The 22,424-nt window shown below is 36.1% G+C and carries 18 protein-coding genes; 17 read left to right on the top strand and 1 reads right to left on the bottom strand.

Translation table 11 applies throughout. From position 1 onward, the window contains the following. Position 1: 1 nt before the first annotated feature. Positions 2-1,006, bottom strand: coding sequence for a formylglycine-generating enzyme family protein (locus AW165_RS11260; protein ID WP_031947927.1), 1,005 nt, complete (start codon positions 1,004-1,006; stop codon positions 2-4). A gap of 743 nt (positions 1,007-1,749) precedes the next feature. Here AW165_RS11260 and AW165_RS11255 point away from each other — a divergent pair. The 17 genes from AW165_RS11255 (at position 1,750) to AW165_RS11175 (ending at position 22,424) form a co-directional block, all read left to right on the top strand. Continuing rightward, on the top strand, positions 1,750-2,439 hold the full coding sequence (locus tag AW165_RS11255; RefSeq protein ID WP_060465876.1) for a hypothetical protein: 690 nt from the start codon (positions 1,750-1,752) through the stop codon (positions 2,437-2,439). A gap of 16 nt (positions 2,440-2,455) precedes the next feature. After that, the gene (gene tssB / locus AW165_RS11250) at positions 2,456-2,959 is read left to right on the top strand and encodes a type VI secretion system contractile sheath small subunit (RefSeq protein WP_060465875.1); all 504 of its coding nucleotides are present in this window, start codon (positions 2,456-2,458) and stop codon (positions 2,957-2,959) included. After that, entirely contained in the window at positions 2,952-4,433 is a 1,482-nt protein-coding gene (gene tssC, locus AW165_RS11245) for a type VI secretion system contractile sheath large subunit (RefSeq protein ID WP_033850377.1), read from the top strand. Before tssB ends, tssC begins: the two co-directional genes overlap by 8 nt. 49 nt (positions 4,434-4,482) lie before the next feature. Next, positions 4,483-4,986 (top strand): Hcp family type VI secretion system effector, encoded by a 504-nt coding sequence (locus tag AW165_RS11240; RefSeq protein WP_000653195.1) that lies wholly within the window; start codon positions 4,483-4,485, stop codon positions 4,984-4,986. A gap of 78 nt (positions 4,987-5,064) precedes the next feature. Further along, on the top strand, positions 5,065-5,541 hold the full coding sequence (gene tssE, locus AW165_RS11235) for a type VI secretion system baseplate subunit TssE (RefSeq protein WP_002048404.1): 477 nt from the start codon (positions 5,065-5,067) through the stop codon (positions 5,539-5,541). 16 nt (positions 5,542-5,557) lie between these two features. Beyond that, on the top strand, positions 5,558-7,369 hold the full coding sequence (gene tssF / locus AW165_RS11230) for a type VI secretion system baseplate subunit TssF (RefSeq protein ID WP_060465874.1): 1,812 nt from the start codon (positions 5,558-5,560) through the stop codon (positions 7,367-7,369). Then, a complete protein-coding gene (tssG, locus tag AW165_RS11225; protein WP_060465873.1) occupies positions 7,333-8,331 on the top strand; it encodes a type VI secretion system baseplate subunit TssG in 999 nt (332 codons plus the stop codon). Before tssF ends, tssG begins: the two co-directional genes overlap by 37 nt. Next, entirely contained in the window at positions 8,328-9,737 is a 1,410-nt protein-coding gene (locus AW165_RS11220; RefSeq protein WP_060465872.1) for a hypothetical protein, read from the top strand. The genes tssG and AW165_RS11220 overlap by 4 nt, the downstream gene beginning before the upstream one ends. Positions 9,738-9,767: 30 nt before the next feature. Beyond that, a complete protein-coding gene (tssM, locus tag AW165_RS11215; protein WP_060465871.1) occupies positions 9,768-13,589 on the top strand; it encodes a type VI secretion system membrane subunit TssM in 3,822 nt (1,273 codons plus the stop codon). A gap of 37 nt (positions 13,590-13,626) precedes the next feature. Next, on the top strand, positions 13,627-14,586 hold the full coding sequence (gene tagF / locus AW165_RS11210; protein ID WP_060465870.1) for a type VI secretion system-associated protein TagF: 960 nt from the start codon (positions 13,627-13,629) through the stop codon (positions 14,584-14,586). A 2-nt stretch (positions 14,587-14,588) separates the two neighbouring features. Beyond that, positions 14,589-15,356 carry an OmpA family protein gene (locus AW165_RS11205; RefSeq protein ID WP_060465869.1) on the top strand — a complete coding sequence of 256 codons (768 nt, stop codon included), beginning with the start codon at positions 14,589-14,591 and terminating at the stop codon, positions 15,354-15,356. 16 nt (positions 15,357-15,372) lie between these two features. After that, a complete protein-coding gene (locus AW165_RS11200; protein ID WP_004793184.1) occupies positions 15,373-15,636 on the top strand; it encodes a PAAR domain-containing protein in 264 nt (87 codons plus the stop codon). Positions 15,637-15,784: 148 nt separating this feature from the next. Beyond that, entirely contained in the window at positions 15,785-18,466 is a 2,682-nt protein-coding gene (gene tssH / locus AW165_RS11195; protein ID WP_081410634.1) for a type VI secretion system ATPase TssH, read from the top strand. Positions 18,467-18,488: 22 nt separating this feature from the next. After that, a complete protein-coding gene (tssA, locus tag AW165_RS11190; protein WP_060465868.1) occupies positions 18,489-19,583 on the top strand; it encodes a type VI secretion system protein TssA in 1,095 nt (364 codons plus the stop codon). A 16-nt stretch (positions 19,584-19,599) separates the two neighbouring features. After that, positions 19,600-20,964 carry a type VI secretion system baseplate subunit TssK gene (gene tssK, locus AW165_RS11185; protein ID WP_005076735.1) on the top strand — a complete coding sequence of 455 codons (1,365 nt, stop codon included), beginning with the start codon at positions 19,600-19,602 and terminating at the stop codon, positions 20,962-20,964. Positions 20,965-20,981: 17 nt separating this feature from the next. Beyond that, positions 20,982-21,788: a type IVB secretion system protein IcmH/DotU gene (gene icmH, locus AW165_RS11180; protein ID WP_002114531.1), complete on the top strand. Its 807-nt coding sequence runs from the start codon at positions 20,982-20,984 to the stop codon at positions 21,786-21,788. 12 nt (positions 21,789-21,800) lie between these two features. Further along, the gene (locus AW165_RS11175) at positions 21,801-22,424 is read left to right on the top strand and encodes a hypothetical protein (protein ID WP_060465867.1); all 624 of its coding nucleotides are present in this window, start codon (positions 21,801-21,803) and stop codon (positions 22,422-22,424) included.

Raw genomic sequence — 22,424 nt, 5'->3', positions numbered from 1 at the left:
GTTATTTAATCGGTTGCTGGATATTGGCAACACAACGAACGGAATATAAGCGATATTTTGACTTACTTTCATCATTTGGAATAGGTAGGGCTTTACTTCTAGCTATATTAAAACCATCAGCCATCATTAAGTTATCGGCTCCCATTGCTACTGTACCTCGTAAAACCTTTTCAGTACCTGTTTTTGGTCCTATTGGGTTATTGCTAGGTGAGTGTTTGTAATAATCTTTATCGTACCAATCATTCATCCATTCATAATTATTAGTAACAAGATCATAAAAACCTAAAGGGTTTGGTGGTGTTTGACCTATAACCGGAATATTCGCGACAGTTTGTAAGTCATGTGAATGTCTGTAGTTATCATATTGATCTAATCCCCATAGGTTTTTCTTTGGTTCTACTTTACCTGTATTCGTTGCGAATAAAGTATATTGTCCTTTATTTCGGGCTACATATTCCCATTGCGCTTCAGTGGGTAAGTCCATCGGTGTACCTACTTGTTGCCCAAGCCACTGACAGTATTCTTTGGCTTGTTGCCAAGCCATACCAGTTGCTACTTCGTGAGCAATATTTGAACCATAACGTTTATTATCCGTACTCGCAACTTGTCCAGTAGCTTCAGTAAAAGTATTAAAGTCCTCTAAGGTGGTCTTATAAGCATTCATATTAAAACTGCTAAGGGAAACTTTATGAAGTGTTTTATTATCGGCCCCTGGAGAGAATGGTTGATTGCTAGGTTCTTCAGTATTACCTTTCGGATTTTTTACTGCCATGCTATCAGGTACAGTTTTTTCTAATTCAGGAGTTACTAGCCCAAAGTCACCCATTAGGTAGCTACCACCTTCGACAAAAATCATATTCTTTTTAGTTTTCTCAACCAATTTCTGAATTTTTTGCTCCAGTTCAGGTGAGGGCTTTGTTTGTTTTTGATTTGATTCAGTAGATTTGGCACAAGCACTTAAAGCAATGCTTGAAAATAAGATAACAGCTATATTCCGTTTCATCATTTTCTTGAAAATCATTAGGTTGTATATATTAAATGTATACTTTAAAGGAAATCAAATTTGCTATAAAGAAGCATTATGTTAATGCTTTCTTTTAAAAGACGTACATTGGCGTAAATTTCCTTCAAGTAGACAGGCTCTTAAGAATTTATATAGATTAAAAACTTTAGCTGGGTATAAGCTATACACATGTTACTCAAAGTTTTAATAAGAGTATCTAGTGTCTATAGGAACTTCTCTTTTAGCAAGTTGCCAAGTAAATTAAAACTTAAACAAAATATACTAAATAGACCGATTAGTCTTGACAATTTTGTTTTTATTTATTTTGAGTTTCCACTTTCATGAATTTGAAATGTATCTTTTACAATCATTTAATTTGTTTATCTTTTAAATCAACTAAAATCTTTTTAAGAAAATGTTTCGTAAAACTTAACTAAGTGATATTTATGATAATTTTTAGTTTAGTTTTAATTTTAATTTAATTTTTGAAATTCAATAACTTATTTTTAATTACAAAAAATAACAATATTATATTTTTATAAGAATAACTTTATTAAGCTATATTTTATAAGCATCTTAACTATTTACTTTTAGTTTAAGTTGATATGATTTTTATATAAAATATGTTTGTTTATATGATAAACTGTGCCTAAATTTTTTGAATATAAGGTTTTTAGACTGATTTTTTAATGTTTTAAGAATATTAACTTTTCGGTAAAGCCTTGAATAAATAAGAAAACAGAGGAATGAAAGTTGTGTTGAAACGAAGTATTTTGATACTTTTTTTGACTGGAAACATTATCGGTCTATCATATGCTCAAGCAGCAGAACTAGAGCCTGTAAAACTTAAAAAAAGTTGTATTAAGAAGAACCCTTTAGCTGAAGGCCAAAATGATCCTGAGCTATTGAATATTTTTAAACAAGTTTGTGATAGCGATAATACAACTCAAAAAAATGATTTATTAGCTAAAGCTGCTATGCGGTTTTATCAAACCAATCAACCAGTTAAAGCATTGAATTTAGCAAGTCAATTGCAAAGTCAAAATATACGCGGTTCATTAATAACAGATGTCTTGTTTTTATCTGGTGTGAGCATTGCAAATAACTCTTTACAGCAAATGCGTACTCAGGAACTGAGATATTTAAGCAATGATGTGACTTATCCTCCTGCAAAGCAGTTAATTGAAAATATTCATACTGCTATGCCTGCTCCGGACCCATCGAGTTTTAAGGCGAGTTCCGAAAGTAGCTCAGCTGATAATGAAAAAAGAAGTTATAAAAAACAGTACGCAACACGTAATAAAGTGAGTACTTCTAAATCGTCCAATAAACGAGTATCAAGCCTAACTAAGACGGCTACCGTAAAACCTAAAACTGCACCTGCAGCCACTGTTAATAAATCAAAAAGTTCGCCTTTTGACCCTTTAATTAAATAATCCGGAATAGAATCTTATGGCTAAGAGAGAGAGCGTACAAAAGAAGCTTCAGCGAATTCGACCTCCACGTGTTCAGCTTACATATGATGTCGAAATTGGTGATGCAAAAGAAGCGAAAGAACTACCATTCGTTGTGGGTGTGATGGGTGATTTTTCGGCTGCATCTGAGCTTGAGCGTACAAAATTAAAAGATAAAAAATTCATTAATGTTGATTTAGATAATATTGATGAAGTTATGGAGTCATTATCTCCAAGAGCTGCTTTCCAAGTAGACAATACCTTGACAGAAGAGGGTGGTAAGATCGCTGTTGATTTAACATTTAAGTCAATGGAAGATTTTCGTCCAGAAAATGTGGTTCAACAGATTGATCCATTAAAGAAACTTGTTGAAGCTCGTGAGCGTTTAACTGACTTAAGAAACAAAATTTCTAACAGTGAACGTTTAGAAGACTTACTTGATGAAGTTCTAAAAAATACAGATCAGATTCGTAAATTAAGTGCGGAGGCTGATCATGAATAATACTCAATCTGCAGTAATGCCACTTGTTGAAAATGAACAGATTAATCTCTTAGACTCGATTGTTGAAGAAAGTCGTATTGCCCGAAATGAAGAAGAACATTCGCGTGCAAAAAGCTTAATCGGTGAGCTTGCTAAAGAAGTAATGGCAGGCACAATTACAGTTTCTGAAAATATGACTTTATCAATTGATAAGCGTATTGCAGAAATTGATGCTCTGATTTCAAGTCAATTAAGTCAGATCATGCACAATGAGCAATTCCAAAAAATTGAGTCAACTTGGCGTGGTCTTTATTATTTCTGTCAAGAGACACCATCTAACCCTCTTATTAAAATTCGTATGTTGAATACGACTAAGAAAGAGTTGGTAAAAGATTTCCAAGGCGCTACAGATTTCGATCAAAGTACATTATTCAAAAAAATCTATGAGGAAGAATACGGATCTTTTGGTGGTGCACCATATTCAGCGCTCATTGGTGATTTTGAATTTGATCGTACGCCTTCTGACATGTATTTGCTTGAGCAAATTTCTCATGTTGCTGCAGCTGCTCATGCGCCATTTATTTCGGCAGCTAGCCCAAGCATTCTTGGTCTAGAGTCATTTACTGATATTGACCGTCCTAGAGATGTTTCAAAAATCTTTGAAACAGCTGAATATGTACAATGGCGTTCATTCCGTGACAGTGAAGATGCTCGTTATGTCGCTTTAACATTGCCACATGTGCTTGGACGTCTTCCTTATCACCCAAAGGAAGGAACAGCTACTGAAGGCTTCAACTTTGCAGAAGATGTTTCAGGCGCAAACCACAATGAATATTTGTGGATGAATGCTGCTTATGCTTTCGGTACTCGTTTAACAAATGCATTTGATATGCATGGTTGGTGTGCTGCAATTCGTGGTGTTGAGGGTGGTGGTCTAGTCGAAGGCTTGCCTGTACACACTTTTAAAACACAAGATGGTGAAGTTGTATTCAAATGCCCAACCGAAATTGCAATCACTGATCGCCGTGAAAAAGAATTAAGCGATTTAGGCTTTATTCCTTTAGTGCATTGTAAAAACACTGATTACGCTGCTTTCTTTGGCGCCCAATCAACTCAAAAACCTAAAAAATATGACAATGATACAGCAAATGCTAACTCTGCTTTATCGAGTCAAATTCAGTACATCATGGCCGTTTCACGCATTGCTCATTATTTAAAAGCAATGATGAGAGATAAAGTGGGTAGCTTTGCTTCTGCTGGAAATGTTGAAGCATTCTTAAATGAGTGGTTGTCACAGTATGTATTACTTGATGATGGTGCTTCTCAAGAAGCAAAAGCTCAATACCCTCTACGTGAAGCGTCTGTAAAAGTTGTAGAAGATCCTGCTCAACCAGGTCACTACAAATCTGTGGTTTTCTTGCGACCACACTTCCAGCTGGACGAGTTGTCAGTTTCTTTACGACTTGTCACTGAGTTACCTCAGTCCTCAAATTAATAAAGGTCAGCGAAAGAATAACTTTAAATTACAAATAGGAAAGTTCTAAATGAAAGATATATACGTTGAGTTTCGCGGTAAATACAAAGTTGATGGAGAGTCTCGTGACTCTGAGCACAAAGGCTGGTTAGAAGTTAACTCTTGGTCTCATAACATTCGTCAACCTAAATCTGCTACTTCAAGTAGTGTCGGTGGTCATACTGCTGAACGTGTTGAACATTCAGATATGGTTTTTGTTAAAGATCTAGATGCAACTAGCCCGAAATTATGGGAAGCATGTTCAGCTGGTTATACATTTGATGAAGTGCAAATCGACTTCTACCGTGCAAATGGTGATAAGCGCATCAAGTACTTACAAATTAAATTGAAGCATGTTCTAGTTTCTAGTGTAACTCCAACAGTTAATGAAGAAGGTGTTCCAACAGAAGCGTTTGGTTTGAAATACGCAGCTGTTGAATGGACTTACAATCAACAAGATATTAACGGTACTGCTAAAGGTGCTGTTACTAAGAAATGGTCACTTTCTAACAATACTGCTTCTTACGCAGCGTAATTGTTTAAGTGAATATTTGGTGGAGGCTGACTTAAAGTTAGCCTCTGCTGTCTTTAAGCATGCTTGTTGTGAACTCGAATGAATTTAGATCGGCTTTATCCATATGGATTTCGTTCAACTTTGTTTGACCGCTTAATTCCTGAAAGTGAAGATTATGCAAAAGGTCTTTCTATTCAGCAATTAAGAGAATCGGTAGCAAAAGATTTAGAAGACTTACTTAACAGTCGAGTCGCTAAATTGGATCATGTAGTTGATGATTACCCGCTAGTTAAAAAATCTATACTTCAGTTCGGTATTATTGATTTTGTGGGGCTTTCTACAGCCAATCCGCTAGATCGTGACAAGATTTGCCAATCTATTGAACAGTCAATTGCAGCTCATGAACCTCGGTTAAGACAAATACGGGTAGAGATGTTGTTGGATGGGCACAATATGGGGGCATTGTGTTTAAGCATTCAGGCGTATCTAAATATTCATCCACTGTATGAACCTGTCGTTTTTGATGCATTGTTGAAACCGACAACGCAGCAATATGTAATTTCAGCGAGAACCTAGGCATAGTGGGTGTGTTGTGATAGAAGAGCTTTTACCTTTTTACGAAAAACAACTACAGGAATTTGGTCAGCAATCTCGTGAATTTGCTCAAAAATATCCGAAAATTGCTCAGCGTTTATCTTTAAATCAAGAGCAGATTGATGATCCGCATATCGAACGTCTTATACAGGCATTTTCATTAATTTCTGCTCGTATTGATAAGAAACTAGCTGATAGTTATGACGTATTTACACGTTCTTTATTTGAGGTGATGTTCCCTCAATACTTACGTCATTTTCCGGCTTGTTCAGTAATAAGTTTTGAAGATATAAATAAAATAAAACAGCTTACAGAAGCACATATTGTTCCTGCTCACACAGTCTTGAAGTCACGTAGCTTTAAAGGGGTTCAGTGTGAGTTTAATACTACGCAAGAAGTCAAATTACTCCCTATAAATTTACAAGCGCTAGAGTTTAAAAGCACACCTAGTGCACACATGCATTTAAGTCAAAATGCGACTTTAACTTTTAAGTTTGAAGTTTTTAATCATGCTCATGTATGTTTAATAAATGAAAAACTACCTATTTATTTAGATGCGATTTCTAATTTTCCACTTCAAGTACTAGACAGTATTTTTAAGAAGGGAACAACTTTTGCCATTAAAATAGGGCAGAAAATTGTTGAACTGGATAAAAATCCATTTGAGTTAACAGGTTTTTCCGAGCAAGAAAGTCTATTGCCACTCGATCAGCATACTCATCATGCTTATCGTTTGCTGATGGAGTATTTTTGTTTTCCTGAAAAATTTAATTATCTAAAACTCGATTTAGGTTTTTTAAAGCGCTTATCTCTAGAAGATAGTAATTTTGAACTGCTTATACATTTTAAATTAAATTTAAATGATCAAGCTGTAGTGCGAAATTATTCTGAATTAAATGTCGCTAATTTTAAATTGTTTACTACACCAGTTATTAATTTATTTGAAAAATACGCTGAACCACAAAAAATTGTACATAAGCAATTAGAATATCCGCTGATTACAGATGCTCATCATCCTGAGTTTTATCAGGTGTATTCAATTACTGAAATGAATATGGTTCGTGAAAAAACGAGTCAAGAAGAAAGCTATGTTCCAGTGCTACCTTTTTTTGCCATGAGTCATTATCATGCTGACACCGCACGTTTTTTCTATTCTGTGAACTATCAAAAGCTACAGCCCAATTTTGTCGAAATGGGTTATTCAATTATTTCTAAAAATTTAAATCCTTCGTCAACACGTTCGGATTTTATTAGCACAAAACTATTATGCTCAAATCGTGACTTGCCGCATGAAGCATTAGGGCAATCTAATAATATATTAAACCTTAATGATAGTAGTCTGGCTCGCCGCGCTATTGTTTTAAAAAGACCTACAAAACCTTATCAATTTGGTCAAAGCCAGAGTGAGCAGTGGCGTGTTATTTCACACCTTTCATTAAATAGTTTAGCTTTAATGAAAGGTGATGCGGTATCTCATATTAAAGAATTACTTGCTTTATATAACTTACCTTTATCAAAAGAAAATTATCTAATTATTGAATCAATCAAACATCTGGAATTTTCACTTACTCACAAACTTGTAGATGGAAAGCCATTTCCAATGTTTGTAAGAGGAGTAAAGGCAGAGTTACAAATTGATTCATCCGTATTTAGAGGTCATAGCCTATACATTTTTAGTCAGTTATTAAGTCGTGTTTTTAATTTAAAGGTTCAAATTAATAGTTTTGTTGATTTGGTTGTTAAGGATTATTCATCTCAGCAGGAGTTATACCAATGCAGTCAGAACGTTGGTGGCAAGACTCTTCTGTAACAGCTGAGCTCTTTACAAAGCCAAAGTCTTTTGAGTTTATCCAAGCAACACGGCTATTAAGGCACGATTCAAGTCGTACAGTTAGTTCATCTTGGAGTGATCATTTTAAGTTTGAGACATCTTTTAATTTAAATTTTCCTGCTACAGAGATTGAAAATTTAGAATTAACGGACGAGCGGATTTATATCACGAATTTAATTGTTGGTCTTACTGGTATACAAGGTGCTTTACCTTATACGTATACGAATAAGATTAAGCAAGCTCCACGTCAGCAACGAGCTGAGACTAAAGAGTTTCTAAGCTTATTTAATCATAAGCTTACTGCTCAATATGTAGATTCTAGTATTACTTATAATCTACCGATTAGATATGAGATAGAACATAAAAATGACTATTTAGATATTTTGCATGCTTTGAATGGTTATGTGCGTTCGCAGCATCAACAAGCTGATCTTGATGAATATTTTGCAGAATTCTCTGGATTAATGCAGGGACAAAATAATACAGTTCATGCATTAAAAACGATGCTGTCGTGTATTTTTAAACATGAAATTACGATTAAAGAATTTGTACAAGAATCCTTTAAGTTAGCGAGTGATCAGTTAACAACTTTAGGTGGAAGTCAGCCGAGCCTACTTGGTGTTAATACTTTTTGTGGGGAAACCATTCAGCAAATTGATGGAAAAATTGAAATTCAAATTGGACCATTAAAACGTCAGCAATATCTCGGTTTCTTACCAAATCAAGAGTTAAGCCTAAAGCTAAAAAAGCTTGTAGAAACGTGGTGTAGTCCAACTTTATCAATAGATTTACGGCTTATCTTGGATGAATCAGAAATACAACCTATTTGTCTCACTCATAAGAATCAGAGTGGATTAGGGCAGGGTTCTTTTCTCCTATCACGACAACCAAAAGTACATAGTCATGAAACCTGCTATAGCCTTATTGGGGAGACAATATGATTAAAAAAATATTACTCTCGTTCATTGCTATTTTTTCAGTAGTTAGTGGAATTATTATTTTCTACTGGCGTGATGTTCAATATAATCCTGATAAGGGAGATTTTTTCCTTTATTTCTTAGTTTTACCAGCAATAATTACATTGGTGATTTTATCGCCATGGTTAATTTATAGCGCTTATACAACGTATAAAGACAAAAAAGAGCAAGCTATAAATCAAGATAAAGATGACGTTAACTCAAAACAAACAGCGGTAACTGATCAATCATTAGAACAGCTAGATTTCAATATTTATTCTGGTTTTGCTTTACATGCTTTTGGTGAGAATGAAAGCATTATTGAGCAGCTACAAAACTTTAAAAGTCCAGAGCTGGATGATCAACTATTAAATTCTTACGGATTACCTCTTTTATCTTACCGTATTAAAGATTTGGATGAAGAGAATCTTGAGGAAAGTGATTACTCATCGCCACGACAAGTTCGTATGATGTTATTAATAAGACAGCAACTCGAACAAAATATAGAAAATTTATATCTTCTAGCTGAGCATTTAAAGCGTTCAACGTTATTTTATGAGTCGCAACAAGCCCGTGAATATCATATGCATCCAGCATGGGTAGATCCCGAGTCTGAATATGACGATGTTGAAATGCCGATTGTAGAAGTTTATCGCTTAAATCGCTTAAATCTACACATCCTTCTTTCGGAGGATTTGTTACATATCTGGAATGATGACCACAGTAATGAATTAATTTTAGAGTTTTTTACTGAAATTGGTATTCCTGCTCAAAAAATCCATATTGAATATCATTTTTTTGGAGAGCAACTGGCTTACCAAGAGTTAATGCATTTATTAAAGGGTATTCATAAAAGAGAGCATGAGATGTTCTTTTTGGTCGTGGCTGATTCGGAAATTGATCAAGATCTAATTGATGAAAAATCTTGGATGATTAAAGATTATATTCCTGCTGAATTTGCAGCAAGCTGTTTGCTCGCAGATCCTTTAGTTAAAATTCAAGAATTAGAACCGACTAAAGCACTGAAAGTGGTAGTGGGTCAACAAGATACAGCGAAGCTTTTTAATAATTTTGAATTTAATGATTTACCTCAGCATGAAGGTGATGAGCCTTATGTACTGATATTGTCAGATCAAACCGATGTAAAAGTTTCGAAGAAATTGCAGCAACACTTTCTTCAAACGCCTGTAGAACCGCATCACTATATTTATGTGAAATCGTCATTAGGGCATACCCAACATTTAGCTGATATTTACGGCTTTATGCTGAGCATGCATTTCCCTGAACATATCATTCCTTTTGTCTTTGGAGAAAATACGGTGTCAGCACATACGTTTGTGCAGAGTATCACTGAAAACTCAGAAGATGATGCGATGGTGTTGAATAACTAATTTAAACTTTGGACTTAGAACGAGAATAGAATGCATACAATTTTAGGCTACTTGTGGCAGTACATCACGAATCCTAAAGCAATTATCGCCTTGTCATTGTTCGTGGCATTGATGTCTTCATATACTTCAATTCCTCGTCATATATTCTGGGCTTTAGCAACTGCCTATGCTTTGGGTCTTATTGTTTATGGTATCTATTGGCTTGTTCAACGAAGAAAGCATGCTGCTCAAGGTGAAGAGTTAGCTGAGGCGATCGAAAAAGATAACCAAGCTGAATATGGCAAAAATAAAGATAAAGAAGAGCTTCAGCTAGTTAGTCAACAAATGAAAGAATCAATTCAACTGATTCGTAAATCTAAGTTGGGTGATAAAAAAGGCAATGCTGCATTATATGAGCTTCCTTGGTATATGGTTATTGGTAACCCAGCCGCAGGTAAAAGTTCAGCTATTTATAACTCTGGTTTAAAGTTTCCTTTTGAAGAAACGCATCAGAAAATGGTATCAGCTGGCTTAAGTGGTACTCGAAATTGTGACTGGTTCTTCTCTACAGAAGGTATTTTGCTCGATACAGCGGGTCGTTATTCTGTTTATAGCGAAGATCATTCCGAGTGGTTAGGTTTCTTAAATATTTTAAAAAAGAACCGTTCTAAAGCACCAGTTAATGGTTTGATTCTAATTGTTAGTATTGCTGAGTTAATTAGTCAAAGTCCTGAAAACTCATTAAAGCTTGCTAAAAATTTACGTGCTCGTATTCAAGATCTAACTGAACGTTTAGAAGTGGTAGTACCTGTTTATTTAGTTTTTTCAAAAATGGATTTGATTGCAGGTTTTACTGAGTTTTTTGAATTTTATGAAGCTCAAGAATATAACCAAGCTTGGGGAGCAACGCTTCCATATGAGCAAAATTCTTCTCATAACGCAGTAGATTTGTTCGAAAAACATTACACTATTCTTTATGATGGTCTAAAAGGGGTAAGTTCGACTCATTTAAGTCGCCGTCATTCGCAAAATATCTCACCAAGTGTAATGACTTTCCCATTAGAATTTAAAACATTAAAACCAGCTTTAAAAAGCTTTATTGGTACACTTTTTGAAGATAACCCATATCAATTTCAACCTGTTTTCCGTGGGTTTTACTTCACCAGTGCTTTGCAGGAAGGTGTCATTGAAAGTCCAATGACTGAACAAATTGCACAAGAATTCCAGCTGACTCAAATTGCTCAAAATGATTTAAAAGACCACTCAAAAATTACTCCTAACCATGGCTATTTCTTAAATGGTCTATTTTCAGATGTTATTTTAAAAGATAAAGATCTTGTTAAGCAGCATGTAAATACGGGCAGAAAACGTCAACGTTATATTGCATTTATTGGTGCTTTAGCAGGTGTTTCAATAATTTTGGGTGTATGGGTTTGGTCTTATCGTAATAACCAGCAATTAATTGGTGAAGTTCAAGCAGATTTAAATAAAGTCGTTCAATTAGAAAGAGCCTCTGGTCAGCAACTATCTACCCAATTAGAAGCTTTGCTGATTCTTCAAAGACGTTTACAGCAGTTAGATGAGTTTGATGAAAATAGACCACTTAAGTTTAGTTTTGGTTTATATCAGGGCAATGAGCTTCGTGAAAAGTTAAAAGCTGAATATTTAAAAGGTGTTAAGCAGATTGTGTTAACACCAACACAGCAAAATATTGCTCAATATTTGCAACGTGTAAAAAATAATGAAGCAACATTAAAAGCAAACCACACGAATGTTGAAATCAAGCAAACTGCTCAATCTCAACAATATTTGGAACCTTCAGATACCAATCCTCAAGATGCTTATAATGCATTAAAAGCTTATTTAATGATGAGCAATCCGCAATATATGGATGCTAGTCATCTAAGCGATCAGGTTACGCGTTTCTGGCGTTCTTGGTTAGATGCAAATAAAGGCCAAATGCCACGTGCAGATATGATTCAGGAAGCTGAACAGATCTTGTCGTATGCAATGACTTTAGCAAATGATAAACAATTCCCAGTTTTAGAAGCGGATTCGCAAATTGTTGATCAAACTCGTCAAGTGCTGCTCTCTGTTGTTCGAGGGATGCCAGCGCGTGATCGTGTTTATAACGAAATAAAAATGCGTGCCGCAGTACGTTTCCCAGCGCTGACTGTAAGTCAGATTGTGGGTGAGGCAAATAAAAATATTGTATTGGGTAGTTATGCATTACCTGGCGTATTTACCCAAAAAGCTTGGAATGACTATGTAGAAAAAGCAATTGAGGAAGCTGCAGATAAGCCAACAGACAGTAAAGACTGGGTGTTAAATAGTCGTCAATCTGATGATTTAACTTTCTCAGGCAGTCCAGAGCAAATTAGAAAGCAGCTAACAGCGCTTTATAAGCAGGAATACATTGCTGAATGGAGAAAATTCTTAAGTGGTATTCATTATGCTAAAGCTGCCCAATTTGCTCAGCAAGTAAAAAATATTGATGTTTTAGGTGAACCACAAAATTCTCCAATTAGAACATTAATTGAAAGAGTTGCAGTCGAAACAAACTGGGATAATCCGGTTGTTCAAGCTGAGCTTGCAGCTCCACAAAAAGGATTTATTGCTTGGTTCAAACGTAAAGTTTTAAATCATGATGACAAGCAAGTTGCTAATCAAGTGGCAAACAATGCCCAAGGCGCTATTTCTCAAGAATACCAAATGTTCTACCAGTTGGTTCGCAAACGCGATGATCAACAAGGTAAATCATTGCTTGATGAATATATGACAAATTTAGCACTCGTTCGTAGTAAGTTTAATGAGCTTAAAAATGCGGGTGAAATTGGACCTAATGCAATGACATTAGTCAAGCAAACCCTTAATGAGCAAACGTCAGTATTTAACCAAACTCAAAAAATTGTAGATGAAAAAATGGCGGTTGGTTTCAATGAAATTGATCAGCGGTTACTGCAAAAATTAGTAGTTAGCCCACTTACGCAGGCTTTTGAGAGTTTAATTATACCTACACAAGACGAAATTAATAAATTATGGGTAATGCAAGCCTATCAACCATTTACAGCAAATCTTGCTAAGAAATATCCATTTAACTCATCAGCTTCTTTACAAGCAACAAGTAGTGAAATTGGTCAAATCTTGGGTGAAAATGGTAGTATTTCTCGCTTTGTAAAAGAAAGTCTTGATCCATTTGTGATTCGTCGTGGCTATACGTTAACGTCTAAAACTTGGAAAGATTTAGGCATTAGTTTAAATCCTCAATTCGTTATGAATTTCCAAAGATATGTTGCACCAGCCAATGGTATGGCAACTGGTGAGTTGAATGCTCAAGCGCAAGCTGCGCCAGCAACCAACCAATCGAACTTCCAGTTCTACCCAATTCCAAACCCGCAATTGCTTTCATATACCGTTGATATTGATGGTCAGCGTATGACTTATGAAAACGGTGTTCAGCAGTGGGTTAACTTCATTTGGCCAAACCAAGGCAGTATTCCAGGTGCTCGTATTACCGCTGTAGATTTACAAGGCCAAACACATACAATTTTTGATGAGCCAGGTGAGTACGGTATTAACCGTTTAATTGATAGTGCTCAACGTAAGGAACAAAATGGCGGATTTGAAATGCTTTGGCGTAGTAAAACTGATCCATCATTATTTGTAAAAATGAATTTCCGTCTAATTAGCAGTAATTCAGGCAGTATTGGTTCAAGCCGTGGTTATGCAGGTATGCAACTAGTTGATAAAGTCACTGCCGACAAAGCAGCTCGTGTGGTGTCTGCTCAGCAAGCGCCAGCTCAAGCTGCTCCAGCAAGAACTGAAAATCCTGTTTCAGCACTTGCTCAGCCTTCTGCGGGAGTTAAACCATGACATGGAAAATAACCTCTATGCGAAAGGAGGAGCAATAATGCAAACATTAAAAACAACTCCTTTGTATTACGGCAAAAGTCCTGCACGAGGCGACTTTTTAAAAACAAAAGGACAGAATGCTTTAATACAGTTGCTTGATCAGTGGATTACTGAAGCACTGGAATATGCAATGCAATCAGGCAGCTTTAAAGAAGCTTATAACACGTTACCTTCACTGGATTTCTTTATTGCGAATCCGAAAGAAAATATGTTTTTAGCGGCGAATCTACTCGCAAGTGAAGATAGTTCAGGCCGAGCTTTTCCAATGGTACTGAGCCATTTGTTAGAAATTGATTTACCGTATGATAATTTGTTGTATGCGCCCTATAGCTATAAACATGTACTCGTTGATTTATTTCAAAACAATCGTGCTTTAAAAGTAATTAAAGACTCCGATCTGTTACTTGGAAAATTAGGTCACTTACAAAATCAAATTCAGGTTTTAACTGAACGTGAATGTGTAGGTTTCTATGAAAATCATACGATGCACTCATTTGCACAGTTAATGAAGTTAAGTATTTATGAATTAGCTCAAAGTATGATTGGTTTGGGGTTATTGCTACAGCCAATTTTACAAAATGGAACCAGTAGGTTAAATAAAGTTTTAATTTTACCTATTAATAATCCTGCTTACAGTTATGAAATAGCAGCATTTTGGGTCAGTATTATTTGCCGTTTTTTAAAAGAACATAATACTGAGGTGCTGATAGGTTTGCTACATCGAGAGCAACCCGTATTATTCTTCGGTTTTCAAGGAGCTGATATTTTAGCCCTTAGCGATATTTTTACTCAGAATATGGATAGTAAACACTGGGTTTCTTTAATAGAAGCACAATGGATTGATACTTATTTGGAGCAGAATGCTGGTTTAGCTACGCTAGAACAATCATTATGCCAACGCCAATTAAGTTTAAATCAAGGTTTAAAACTATTTAGACAGACTTTTTTGGGTGAATAACAATGAATCAACGATATCAAAGTAAACTTTCACAGCTCATAAAAGGCTGTTTTATCTATGCAATCGCTAACTATGCTTTAGCTCAGCCGATTGTTGTAGAAGGAGTCGTTCCTAATGAGGCAAGTAAACAGGCCATCTTATTAAAAATGCAATCTGTTTATGGTGCTGATCAGGTTGTAGATAAAATACAAGTGAGACCCGTAGCTGCTCCAAATGGATGGAGTGATTCCGTAACTCGAGTGATTACTCCTGATCTTAAAAAGGTTTCACAAGGCAAGTTGAGTGTAAACGGTACACGTTTTGAGTTGAGTGGAAAAATGCTAAATCCAGCAGATATCCAGCCTACAATTCAATCTTTTCAAGGATTAGTGCAGCCACCGTACCAACTGTATTCACAGTTATCAGTCAATCAGGCTGAGCAGAAAATTATTGATGATGCACTTAAAAATCGAATTATTGAGTTTGAATCTGGTAGCGCAGTTTTAACTGATGCGGGTCAAAAAATTCTTGACGAGATGGCTATTGCTTTAAACAAAGTAGGTGGTAAAAAAGTCAAAATCGTAGGACATACAGATAGTTCTGGTGACGCGACTAAAAACTTAAAACTTAGCCAAGACCGCGCATTAGCAGTTAAAAACTATTTGATTAGTAAGAGTATTCCTGCCGACCATTTATCTACTGAAGGTTTAGGTTCATCTAAGCCAGTTGCAGATAATACTTCTCCGGAAGGAAGAAAGAAAAACCGTCGGATTGAGTTTACTGTTCTATAAATATAAGGAGAAGAACATGGCTAGCCCTTACATTACGATTGGATGCCCAACAACTGGTGGAGGGCAAGTCATTTCAGGAAACAGTACTTTTTTAATTGATGGAATTGCAATTGCCTGTGTAGGAGATAAGGCAACTTGTCCGTTACACAAAACGGTTTCTACGATTGTATCTGGTGACCCAAATATGCTTGTCATGGGAAAATCTGCAGCACGTGTAAATGATTCATTATCATGTGGCTGTAAATTATTGCCAAAACAGAGTTTAGTTAATCAAGGATAAGGGTAGAGATATTTTTATATAGATATAAATATCTACTAAAACATATTAACGCTTGAAATGATGAGTAGTTTGTCTGATAAAGCTGAATTTTGTTAATATACAGGCATTATGATTTTAAGCATTAAATTATTTAAAAATATTGAGAGTAATGATGAGTAATTTAAAAATTTTAATTACAAAACTTTCTACAGTTGCACGAACTGCTTTAGAAAAATCGGCTAATGCTTGTGTTATTCAACAAAATTACGAAATTGAAATTGAGCATTTATTTTTAGAATTACTTAATCAATCTTTAGAGAATGATTTAAAAATTTTATTAAAGAAATATAAAATTTCATCTGAAGCTTTAGCTGATGATTTAAAAGAAACAATTTCTCAATTACCAAAAGGTAATACTCGAACTCCTATTTTTGCTAAATCTATTGTCCGTTTGTTTGAACAAGCTTGGTTATTAGCTTCGGCTGAACAAAATCCAGTTATTCGTAGTGGTCATTTATTAGTTGCTTTATTAACTGCGCCTGATTTATATCAAATTGCCACTCGAGCTTCGAGTTTATTTGACCTTTTACCAATTGACTCAATGAAACATAAGTTTCTTGAAATTTGTGAGAAGAGTGTTGAACAACAAGATGAAACAAAGACATCTTCTGATCAAGCTGAACCTACAGACACAGCTGTAGCAAATACCAAAGTAGCTAAAACACCTGCACTTGACCAATATACGATTAATCTCACTGACAAAGCGAAAAAAGGCGGTATAGATCCAGTTATTGGTCGTGAATATGAAATTCGCTTAATGCTCGATATTTTAATGCGTAGACGCCAAAATAATCCGATCTTAACCGGAGAGCCAGGTGTTGGTAAAACAGCTGTAGTGGAGGGTTTGGCTTTAAAAATTGCTCAAGGTTTAGTACCAAATGCCTTAAAAAATGTACATTTACATGTGCTTGATATGGGACTTTTACAGGCAGGTGCAAGTGTTAAAGGCGAGTTTGAAAACCGTTTAAAACAGGTTATTCAAGAAGTTCAAGCTTCTACTCATCCTATTATTTTATTTATTGATGAAGCGCATACTTTAATTGGTGCAGGTGGGCAAGCAGGGCAAAATGATGCTGCAAATCTTTTAAAACCAGCACTTGCACGTGGTGAGTTGCGTACGATTGCTGCAACTACTTGGGCAGAATATAAACAATATTTTGAAAAAGATGCTGCGTTGAGCCGACGTTTTCAGGTAGTAAAAGTAGAAGAGCCAACCGAAGAAGTTGCAGTAGATATGTTGCGGGCGATGATTCCTGTCATGCAGCAGCATTTTAAATTGCAAATTGATGATGAGGCGATCGTTACTGCGGTTCATTCTTCACATCGATATATTAGTGGTCGCCAACTTCCCGATAAAGCAATTAGTGTGCTTGATACGGCTGCAGCACGTGTTGCTTTGACTCAAAATGCTCAACCTGTAAAGCTTGATCAATTAAAGGCCCAAGAGCATAACTTAAAGCTTGAACAGCAAATTTTAGAAAATGAACATCGTCAGATTCCAATTCATCATGAACGCTTGGAAGCTTTAAAAGCTAATTTAGAATCTCTGCAAAAAGAGATCCATGAAACCGAAGAGCAGTGGCAAAAAGAATTAGAACTTGTTCATAAAATTCAAGAGTTAGAAGCACAGAATCATGCTAATGAGTCTGAAGCTTTCGATCAGATTAATCTGCTGCGTAAAGATCTTGCCGATATTCAAGGCCAGCAACCATTAGTATTTGAAAGAGTAAACTCTCAAATTATTAATGAAATTATTTCTGACTGGACTGGTATTCCTGTTGGAAAAATGGTCAATGATGAAATTAAACAGATATTAACGCTTGAAGATAAATTGGGCGAGCGTGTAATGGGGCAAGATTATGCACTCACACAATTAGTTCAAGGGATTAAAACTTCAAAAGCAAAACTTGAAGATCCCAATAAGCCACAAGGTGTATTCCTTTTGGTGGGACCAAGTGGTGTCGGTAAAACTGAAACTGCATTAACTTTGGCAAATGAGTTATATGGTGGTGAGCAGCACTTAATCACAATTAATATGTCTGAATATCAAGAAGCCCATACTGTATCTTCGTTGAAAGGTGCACCTCCAGGATATGTCGGATATGGTCAAGGTGGAGTTTTAACAGAAGCGGTTCGCCGTAACCCATATAGCGTTGTGTTGCTTGATGAAATTGAAAAAGCTCATAGCGATGTTCAGGAACTGTTCTATCAAGTATTCGATAAAGGTACTTTAGAAGATGGTGAAGGACGAGTAATTGATTTTAAAAACACGACTATTTTGTTAACTTCAAATGCTGGTTCAAGTGCCATTATGCAGGCTTGCTTAAATAGACCTGTAGAAGAGTGGCCTACAGCTGAAGAGTTAATTGAGCACTTAAAACCAAGTTTATATAAACAATTTAAGCCTGCATTTTTAGGCCGAATGAGAGTTGTACCTTATTTCCCACTGCATGATGATCTACTTGTACGAATCATTAAGCATAAGTTAGGCAAAATCACAGCAAGAATTGAGAAACAATACGGTACACAAGTCCAGTATTCTGAAGATTTGGTAGAGCTCCTCTTAAGCCGTTGTACAGAAGTCGATAGTGGTGCGCGTAACGTTGATAATATTTTAAATTCTACAGTGTTACCTGCATTGGCTACAGAAATTTTGGTGGCTTTAGCAGAGCAAAAACTACCAAAAATTATCATGATTGATGCTAAAGATGACGAAATTCAATATGTACTAGACCCAGTTGTAAAAGCTGCTAAAAAAAGGACTAGTAAAAAATTGAAGTCAGAAGTTTAAAATTGAATAGAGCTAAAATTAGATGAATATTGATATTTCTGAACTACTCGAACCCATTAGTGATAGTTTACCTTGTGGTGATGACTTTTCGTTTTCAAATGAATTTCATGAAATAAAAAAAGCGAAAACACAAGATGATCTATTACTAGATCAAGGTGATTGGGTTGCTGAGCGCAAACAAGCCGATTGGGACTTTGTAGCAAAGAACACAAGTGTTTTGCTAAAAGATAAAACGAAAGATATTCGTCTATTAACTTGGCTCTTAGAGGCTTGGACTCATCTTTATGGTTTTGAAGGTATGGCTAAAGGTTTAACTTTAAGCCATACCATGCTGAATCAATACTGGCAGGAAATTCACCCTGTTATTGAAGATGATGACTTAGATCAACGCATTGGTTTATTACAGGGTTTAATTAATCAACTTCCGATGTTGTTAAAGAAAGTTTCTTTAACCAATACAGCTCCTTATTATAATTTGCTTGATTACGATAATTTTCTATATCATGAAAATGTTCGCCGTAAACAAACTGAAGAGTATGACAGCCAGTCGGGACCATCTGAATTAGAACAATTCGACCAAGCCATTTTTAATACTTCTAAAACTTTTCAATACTCTAATTATCAAGATTTTAGTTCAGTTTTAACCGAGTGGGATGTTTTAAAACAGACTCTTGATCATTTAATGGGATTAGATTCGCCGAGTTTTGCTGCTATTGATTCGGCATTTGAGACTATTCACAGCACATTGCGTAAGATTTATAAAGCAGAAGCTTTTGGTACTGGGCTTGCGCCAATCCAAGAACAGGCTACTGTTATCACGAGTACATCTATGGAAAATCAAGTGCCTGTACAAGTTGTTTCGGATCAGCCAGCTTTTCAGCCCCAAGCACAAACGCACTTGGCTAACCGTGAGCAAGCAATGAAAGTGCTGCAAGAGATCGCTGATTACTTCCAAGCAAATGAACCTCATAGCCCTGTGAGCTATATGCTTCAAAAAACGATTAAATGGAGTCAAATGCCATTACATGAATGGTTAGCGCAAGTCATCAAAGATGAGCATCCATTACAAATGGTTCAGGAAATGTTAGGTGTGCAGCCTAAAAATGAATATGAATAAAGATTGGTAAAGACATATGTTTAAAGCTGAAAAAGTCCTGTGGGGCGAAGGTTTATTTTTAAGACCTCAACATTTCCAAATTCAAGATACGTATCATGAACAACGCCTAAATCATACGGTTCGCGCAGTTGTACCTTTTTCGTATGGTATTCAAAAATTGAGTTTCGATGAGGCTCAGTTGAGTACGCATATCCTTGCTCTTGAGTCTGTAGAGATGATCTGGCAAGACGGTGAAATTTATCAGGCACCCGCATATGATCTATTGCCTGAACCAATTTTATTAGACGATCTTAATTTACGTGGTGAGATGCTAATCTATTTAGCATTGCCACTTTTACAAGCAAATAAGCAAAATCTAATTGATCAAAACCAAGCGCAAAAGGGTAGATATCAATCTCACCTTGTCGAAACGCATGATCTATTTACTAATGCTACTGAAGCAGATATTAGTTTGCTACGCCGACGTGCTGTTTTTAAATTATTAGATGTACATAGTAATCCAGACCACAATCTAGATGGTTTCTTATATCTGCCGATTGGAAAGATTAAGCGCCAAAGCTCCGGCGCTTTTGAAATTGATCGAAAGTTTATTCCGCCAATTTTGCATGTGGATGCCTCTGAATCACTCATTTCAAACTTAAAAAGAACACTCAATGTTATTAAGGCAAAAATTAAGACGATTCAAACCAATAACCGAGAAAATGAACAGAAGTTAATTGAATTCCGTTCAGGTGATATCGTTTCATTCTGGTTAGTAAATGCCTTAAACACAGCTCATGCTGGCCTGAATCATTTTGTGCAATATCCACAAATCCATCCAGAACGGTTGTTCTTCGAATTGTTACGTTTAGCAGGTTCTTTATTAACCTTCTCGACGGCGTATGATGTCGACCAGTTGCCTGCCTATAAACACCATAATTTACAAGAAAGTTTTTCGCAGTTAGACACGATTCTACGTGATTTACTCGATACGATTATTTCGAGCCGTTACATCAGTATTGCACTTAAAGAAATCCGCCCTTCATATTGGGTGGGAAGTCTTGAGACCGATAAGATTACGCGAGACACTCGACTTTATATTGCAGTATCAAGTAGCGCAATGCAGACACATGAGTTAATCCAGATTGTACCTTTACGATTCAAGATTGGTAGCACTTTAGATGTAGAGCAACGTGTAGTTGCAGCATTACCTGCAATTCCATTGCATCACTTGATTCAGGTTCCAACAGCGATCCCAGTACGTTCTGGTGTGAGCTATTTTGAAGTTGAACCCCATCATGAATTATACCAACGCATGTTAGATTCAGAGACGATTTGTATTTATGTTCCGGCTGGCTTCCAAGATATCAGTATTGAACTGATTGCGGTTATGAACGCTTAAGGGTAAAGGAGAGAAAAATGTCACAATCCACAGGTGCTCCTTCTTTATTTGACGATGGGCAAATTGGAACGGGTGGGAACAATAATAGCCAGTCTCAGGCAAAACTACAGGCAATCAATCTTATTGATTTATTGCATGATGGCTTTTATTTGGTGTTTTTGATTCGAAATCAGTACGTGCCAGCAGATGCCCAGCAGTTTCGTGAAAAAATCTTAAATTTACTCAATCAATTTGAGCAACAAGCTAAAAAGTTGCAATTTTCAGCTGATGATATTCATGATGCTAAATATGCATTTTGTGCTTTGATTGATGAAACTATCGTAACGCAACAGGACCCAAGCTATTTTAATTTGCAAAATGCTTGGTTAATTAGCCCATTGCAATTGAGCTTGTTTGGTTCTCAGTTAGCAGGTTATCGTTTCTTTGAAATATTGGAACAATTGCGAAGTCGTGGAAAAGAACGTCTAGCTGCTTTAGAAGTATTTCATTACTGCCTTTTGCTCGGTTTTCAGGGTAAGTACCGAATTGAATCTATTGAAAGTCTCAACCACCTAGTATCAAGAGTGGGTGATGAAATTGACTATTTAAAAGGGAAAAAAGTTGCGTTTTCGCCGTTCTCGGCAATTCCCGATCAAATACGAAATATTATTCATCGCGAAGTACCTTTCTTTTGGATTTTGATCTTTTTATTGATTTTTGCATTACTTACCTTTGCGGGTTTAAGATTTATGCTGAACAATCAAAATGATAAAGCATTATCTAACTATCAAAATGTGATTTCTGCTCCTCAAGAGCAAGCACATATTACAATTTATTTACCTTGATGATGGAACGAAATGGCTCAGGAAAAACCAACTTCTATTCGAGTTTTACAATCGAATAAAAAAAAGCCGAAATCACCAGTACTTTATATTGTGATTGGTGTGATTGCAGGGGTGTTTGTCAGCATCTCGCTATTCCTGTTCTTGTCTCAACCGAGTTCGCCAGAATCAGCAGAAATTGAGAGTAAATCAACGGAAGAGCAAATTTTAAATCAAGATGCTGTACATTCTTCAGATGAACAAAATCAGGTTGCTGTAAGTCAAGACAACGAAACGGACTCAATGAGTCGTGATGGCTTTGAACAACCAAAAGATAATGAGTTAAGCAATATTTTTAAACCTGTTCCACATAAAGCTGTTGCTACGAATGAACAACGAGTTTCACCATTTGATGAGCAGCTAACAGGTGAAAAGAAAGTTCAGATTGTGCCTCAGCTACAGACAGGTGCAGCTAAAGCGGCTCAACCCAAAATACAGCCAGCTCAGCAAAAACCTGTGAGTAAGCCACCGCAACAACAAGTGGCGCAGGCTAAACCCGTAGTTGAGAGTAAAGCTCCAGCCGAACCAGAACCTGAGGTTGAGCCACCTAAGGCATCGGTAGATATTAAAATTACACGAAGTCCTTTTGCCGTGAATTAA

It is taken from the genome of Acinetobacter sp. LMB-5 (genome assembly GCF_001541635.1).
In the GTDB taxonomy this organism is placed as follows: Bacteria; Pseudomonadota; Gammaproteobacteria; order Pseudomonadales; family Moraxellaceae; genus Acinetobacter; species Acinetobacter pittii.
Note: the sequence above shows the minus strand (reverse complement) of the source record. Positions and strands in the feature narration are given on the sequence as shown.

Coding starts and splice junctions, on each gene's coding strand:
- AW165_RS11260 (WP_031947927.1), bottom strand. CDS start 1,006: ATGATGAAACGGAATATAGCTGTTATCTTATTTTCAAGCATTGCTTTA.
- AW165_RS11255 (WP_060465876.1), top strand. CDS start 1,750: ATGAAAGTTGTGTTGAAACGAAGTATTTTGATACTTTTTTTGACTGGA.
- tssB (WP_060465875.1), top strand. CDS start 2,456: ATGGCTAAGAGAGAGAGCGTACAAAAGAAGCTTCAGCGAATTCGACCT.
- tssC (WP_033850377.1), top strand. CDS start 2,952: ATGAATAATACTCAATCTGCAGTAATGCCACTTGTTGAAAATGAACAG.
- AW165_RS11240 (WP_000653195.1), top strand. CDS start 4,483: ATGAAAGATATATACGTTGAGTTTCGCGGTAAATACAAAGTTGATGGA.
- tssE (WP_002048404.1), top strand. CDS start 5,065: ATGAATTTAGATCGGCTTTATCCATATGGATTTCGTTCAACTTTGTTT.
- tssG (WP_060465873.1), top strand. CDS start 7,333: ATGCAGTCAGAACGTTGGTGGCAAGACTCTTCTGTAACAGCTGAGCTC.
- AW165_RS11220 (WP_060465872.1), top strand. CDS start 8,328: ATGATTAAAAAAATATTACTCTCGTTCATTGCTATTTTTTCAGTAGTT.
- tssM (WP_060465871.1), top strand. CDS start 9,768: ATGCATACAATTTTAGGCTACTTGTGGCAGTACATCACGAATCCTAAA.
- tagF (WP_060465870.1), top strand. CDS start 13,627: ATGCAAACATTAAAAACAACTCCTTTGTATTACGGCAAAAGTCCTGCA.
- AW165_RS11205 (WP_060465869.1), top strand. CDS start 14,589: ATGAATCAACGATATCAAAGTAAACTTTCACAGCTCATAAAAGGCTGT.
- AW165_RS11200 (WP_004793184.1), top strand. CDS start 15,373: ATGGCTAGCCCTTACATTACGATTGGATGCCCAACAACTGGTGGAGGG.
- tssH (WP_081410634.1), top strand. CDS start 15,785: ATGATGAGTAATTTAAAAATTTTAATTACAAAACTTTCTACAGTTGCA.
- tssA (WP_060465868.1), top strand. CDS start 18,489: ATGAATATTGATATTTCTGAACTACTCGAACCCATTAGTGATAGTTTA.
- tssK (WP_005076735.1), top strand. CDS start 19,600: ATGTTTAAAGCTGAAAAAGTCCTGTGGGGCGAAGGTTTATTTTTAAGA.
- icmH (WP_002114531.1), top strand. CDS start 20,982: ATGTCACAATCCACAGGTGCTCCTTCTTTATTTGACGATGGGCAAATT.
- AW165_RS11175 (WP_060465867.1), top strand. CDS start 21,801: ATGGCTCAGGAAAAACCAACTTCTATTCGAGTTTTACAATCGAATAAA.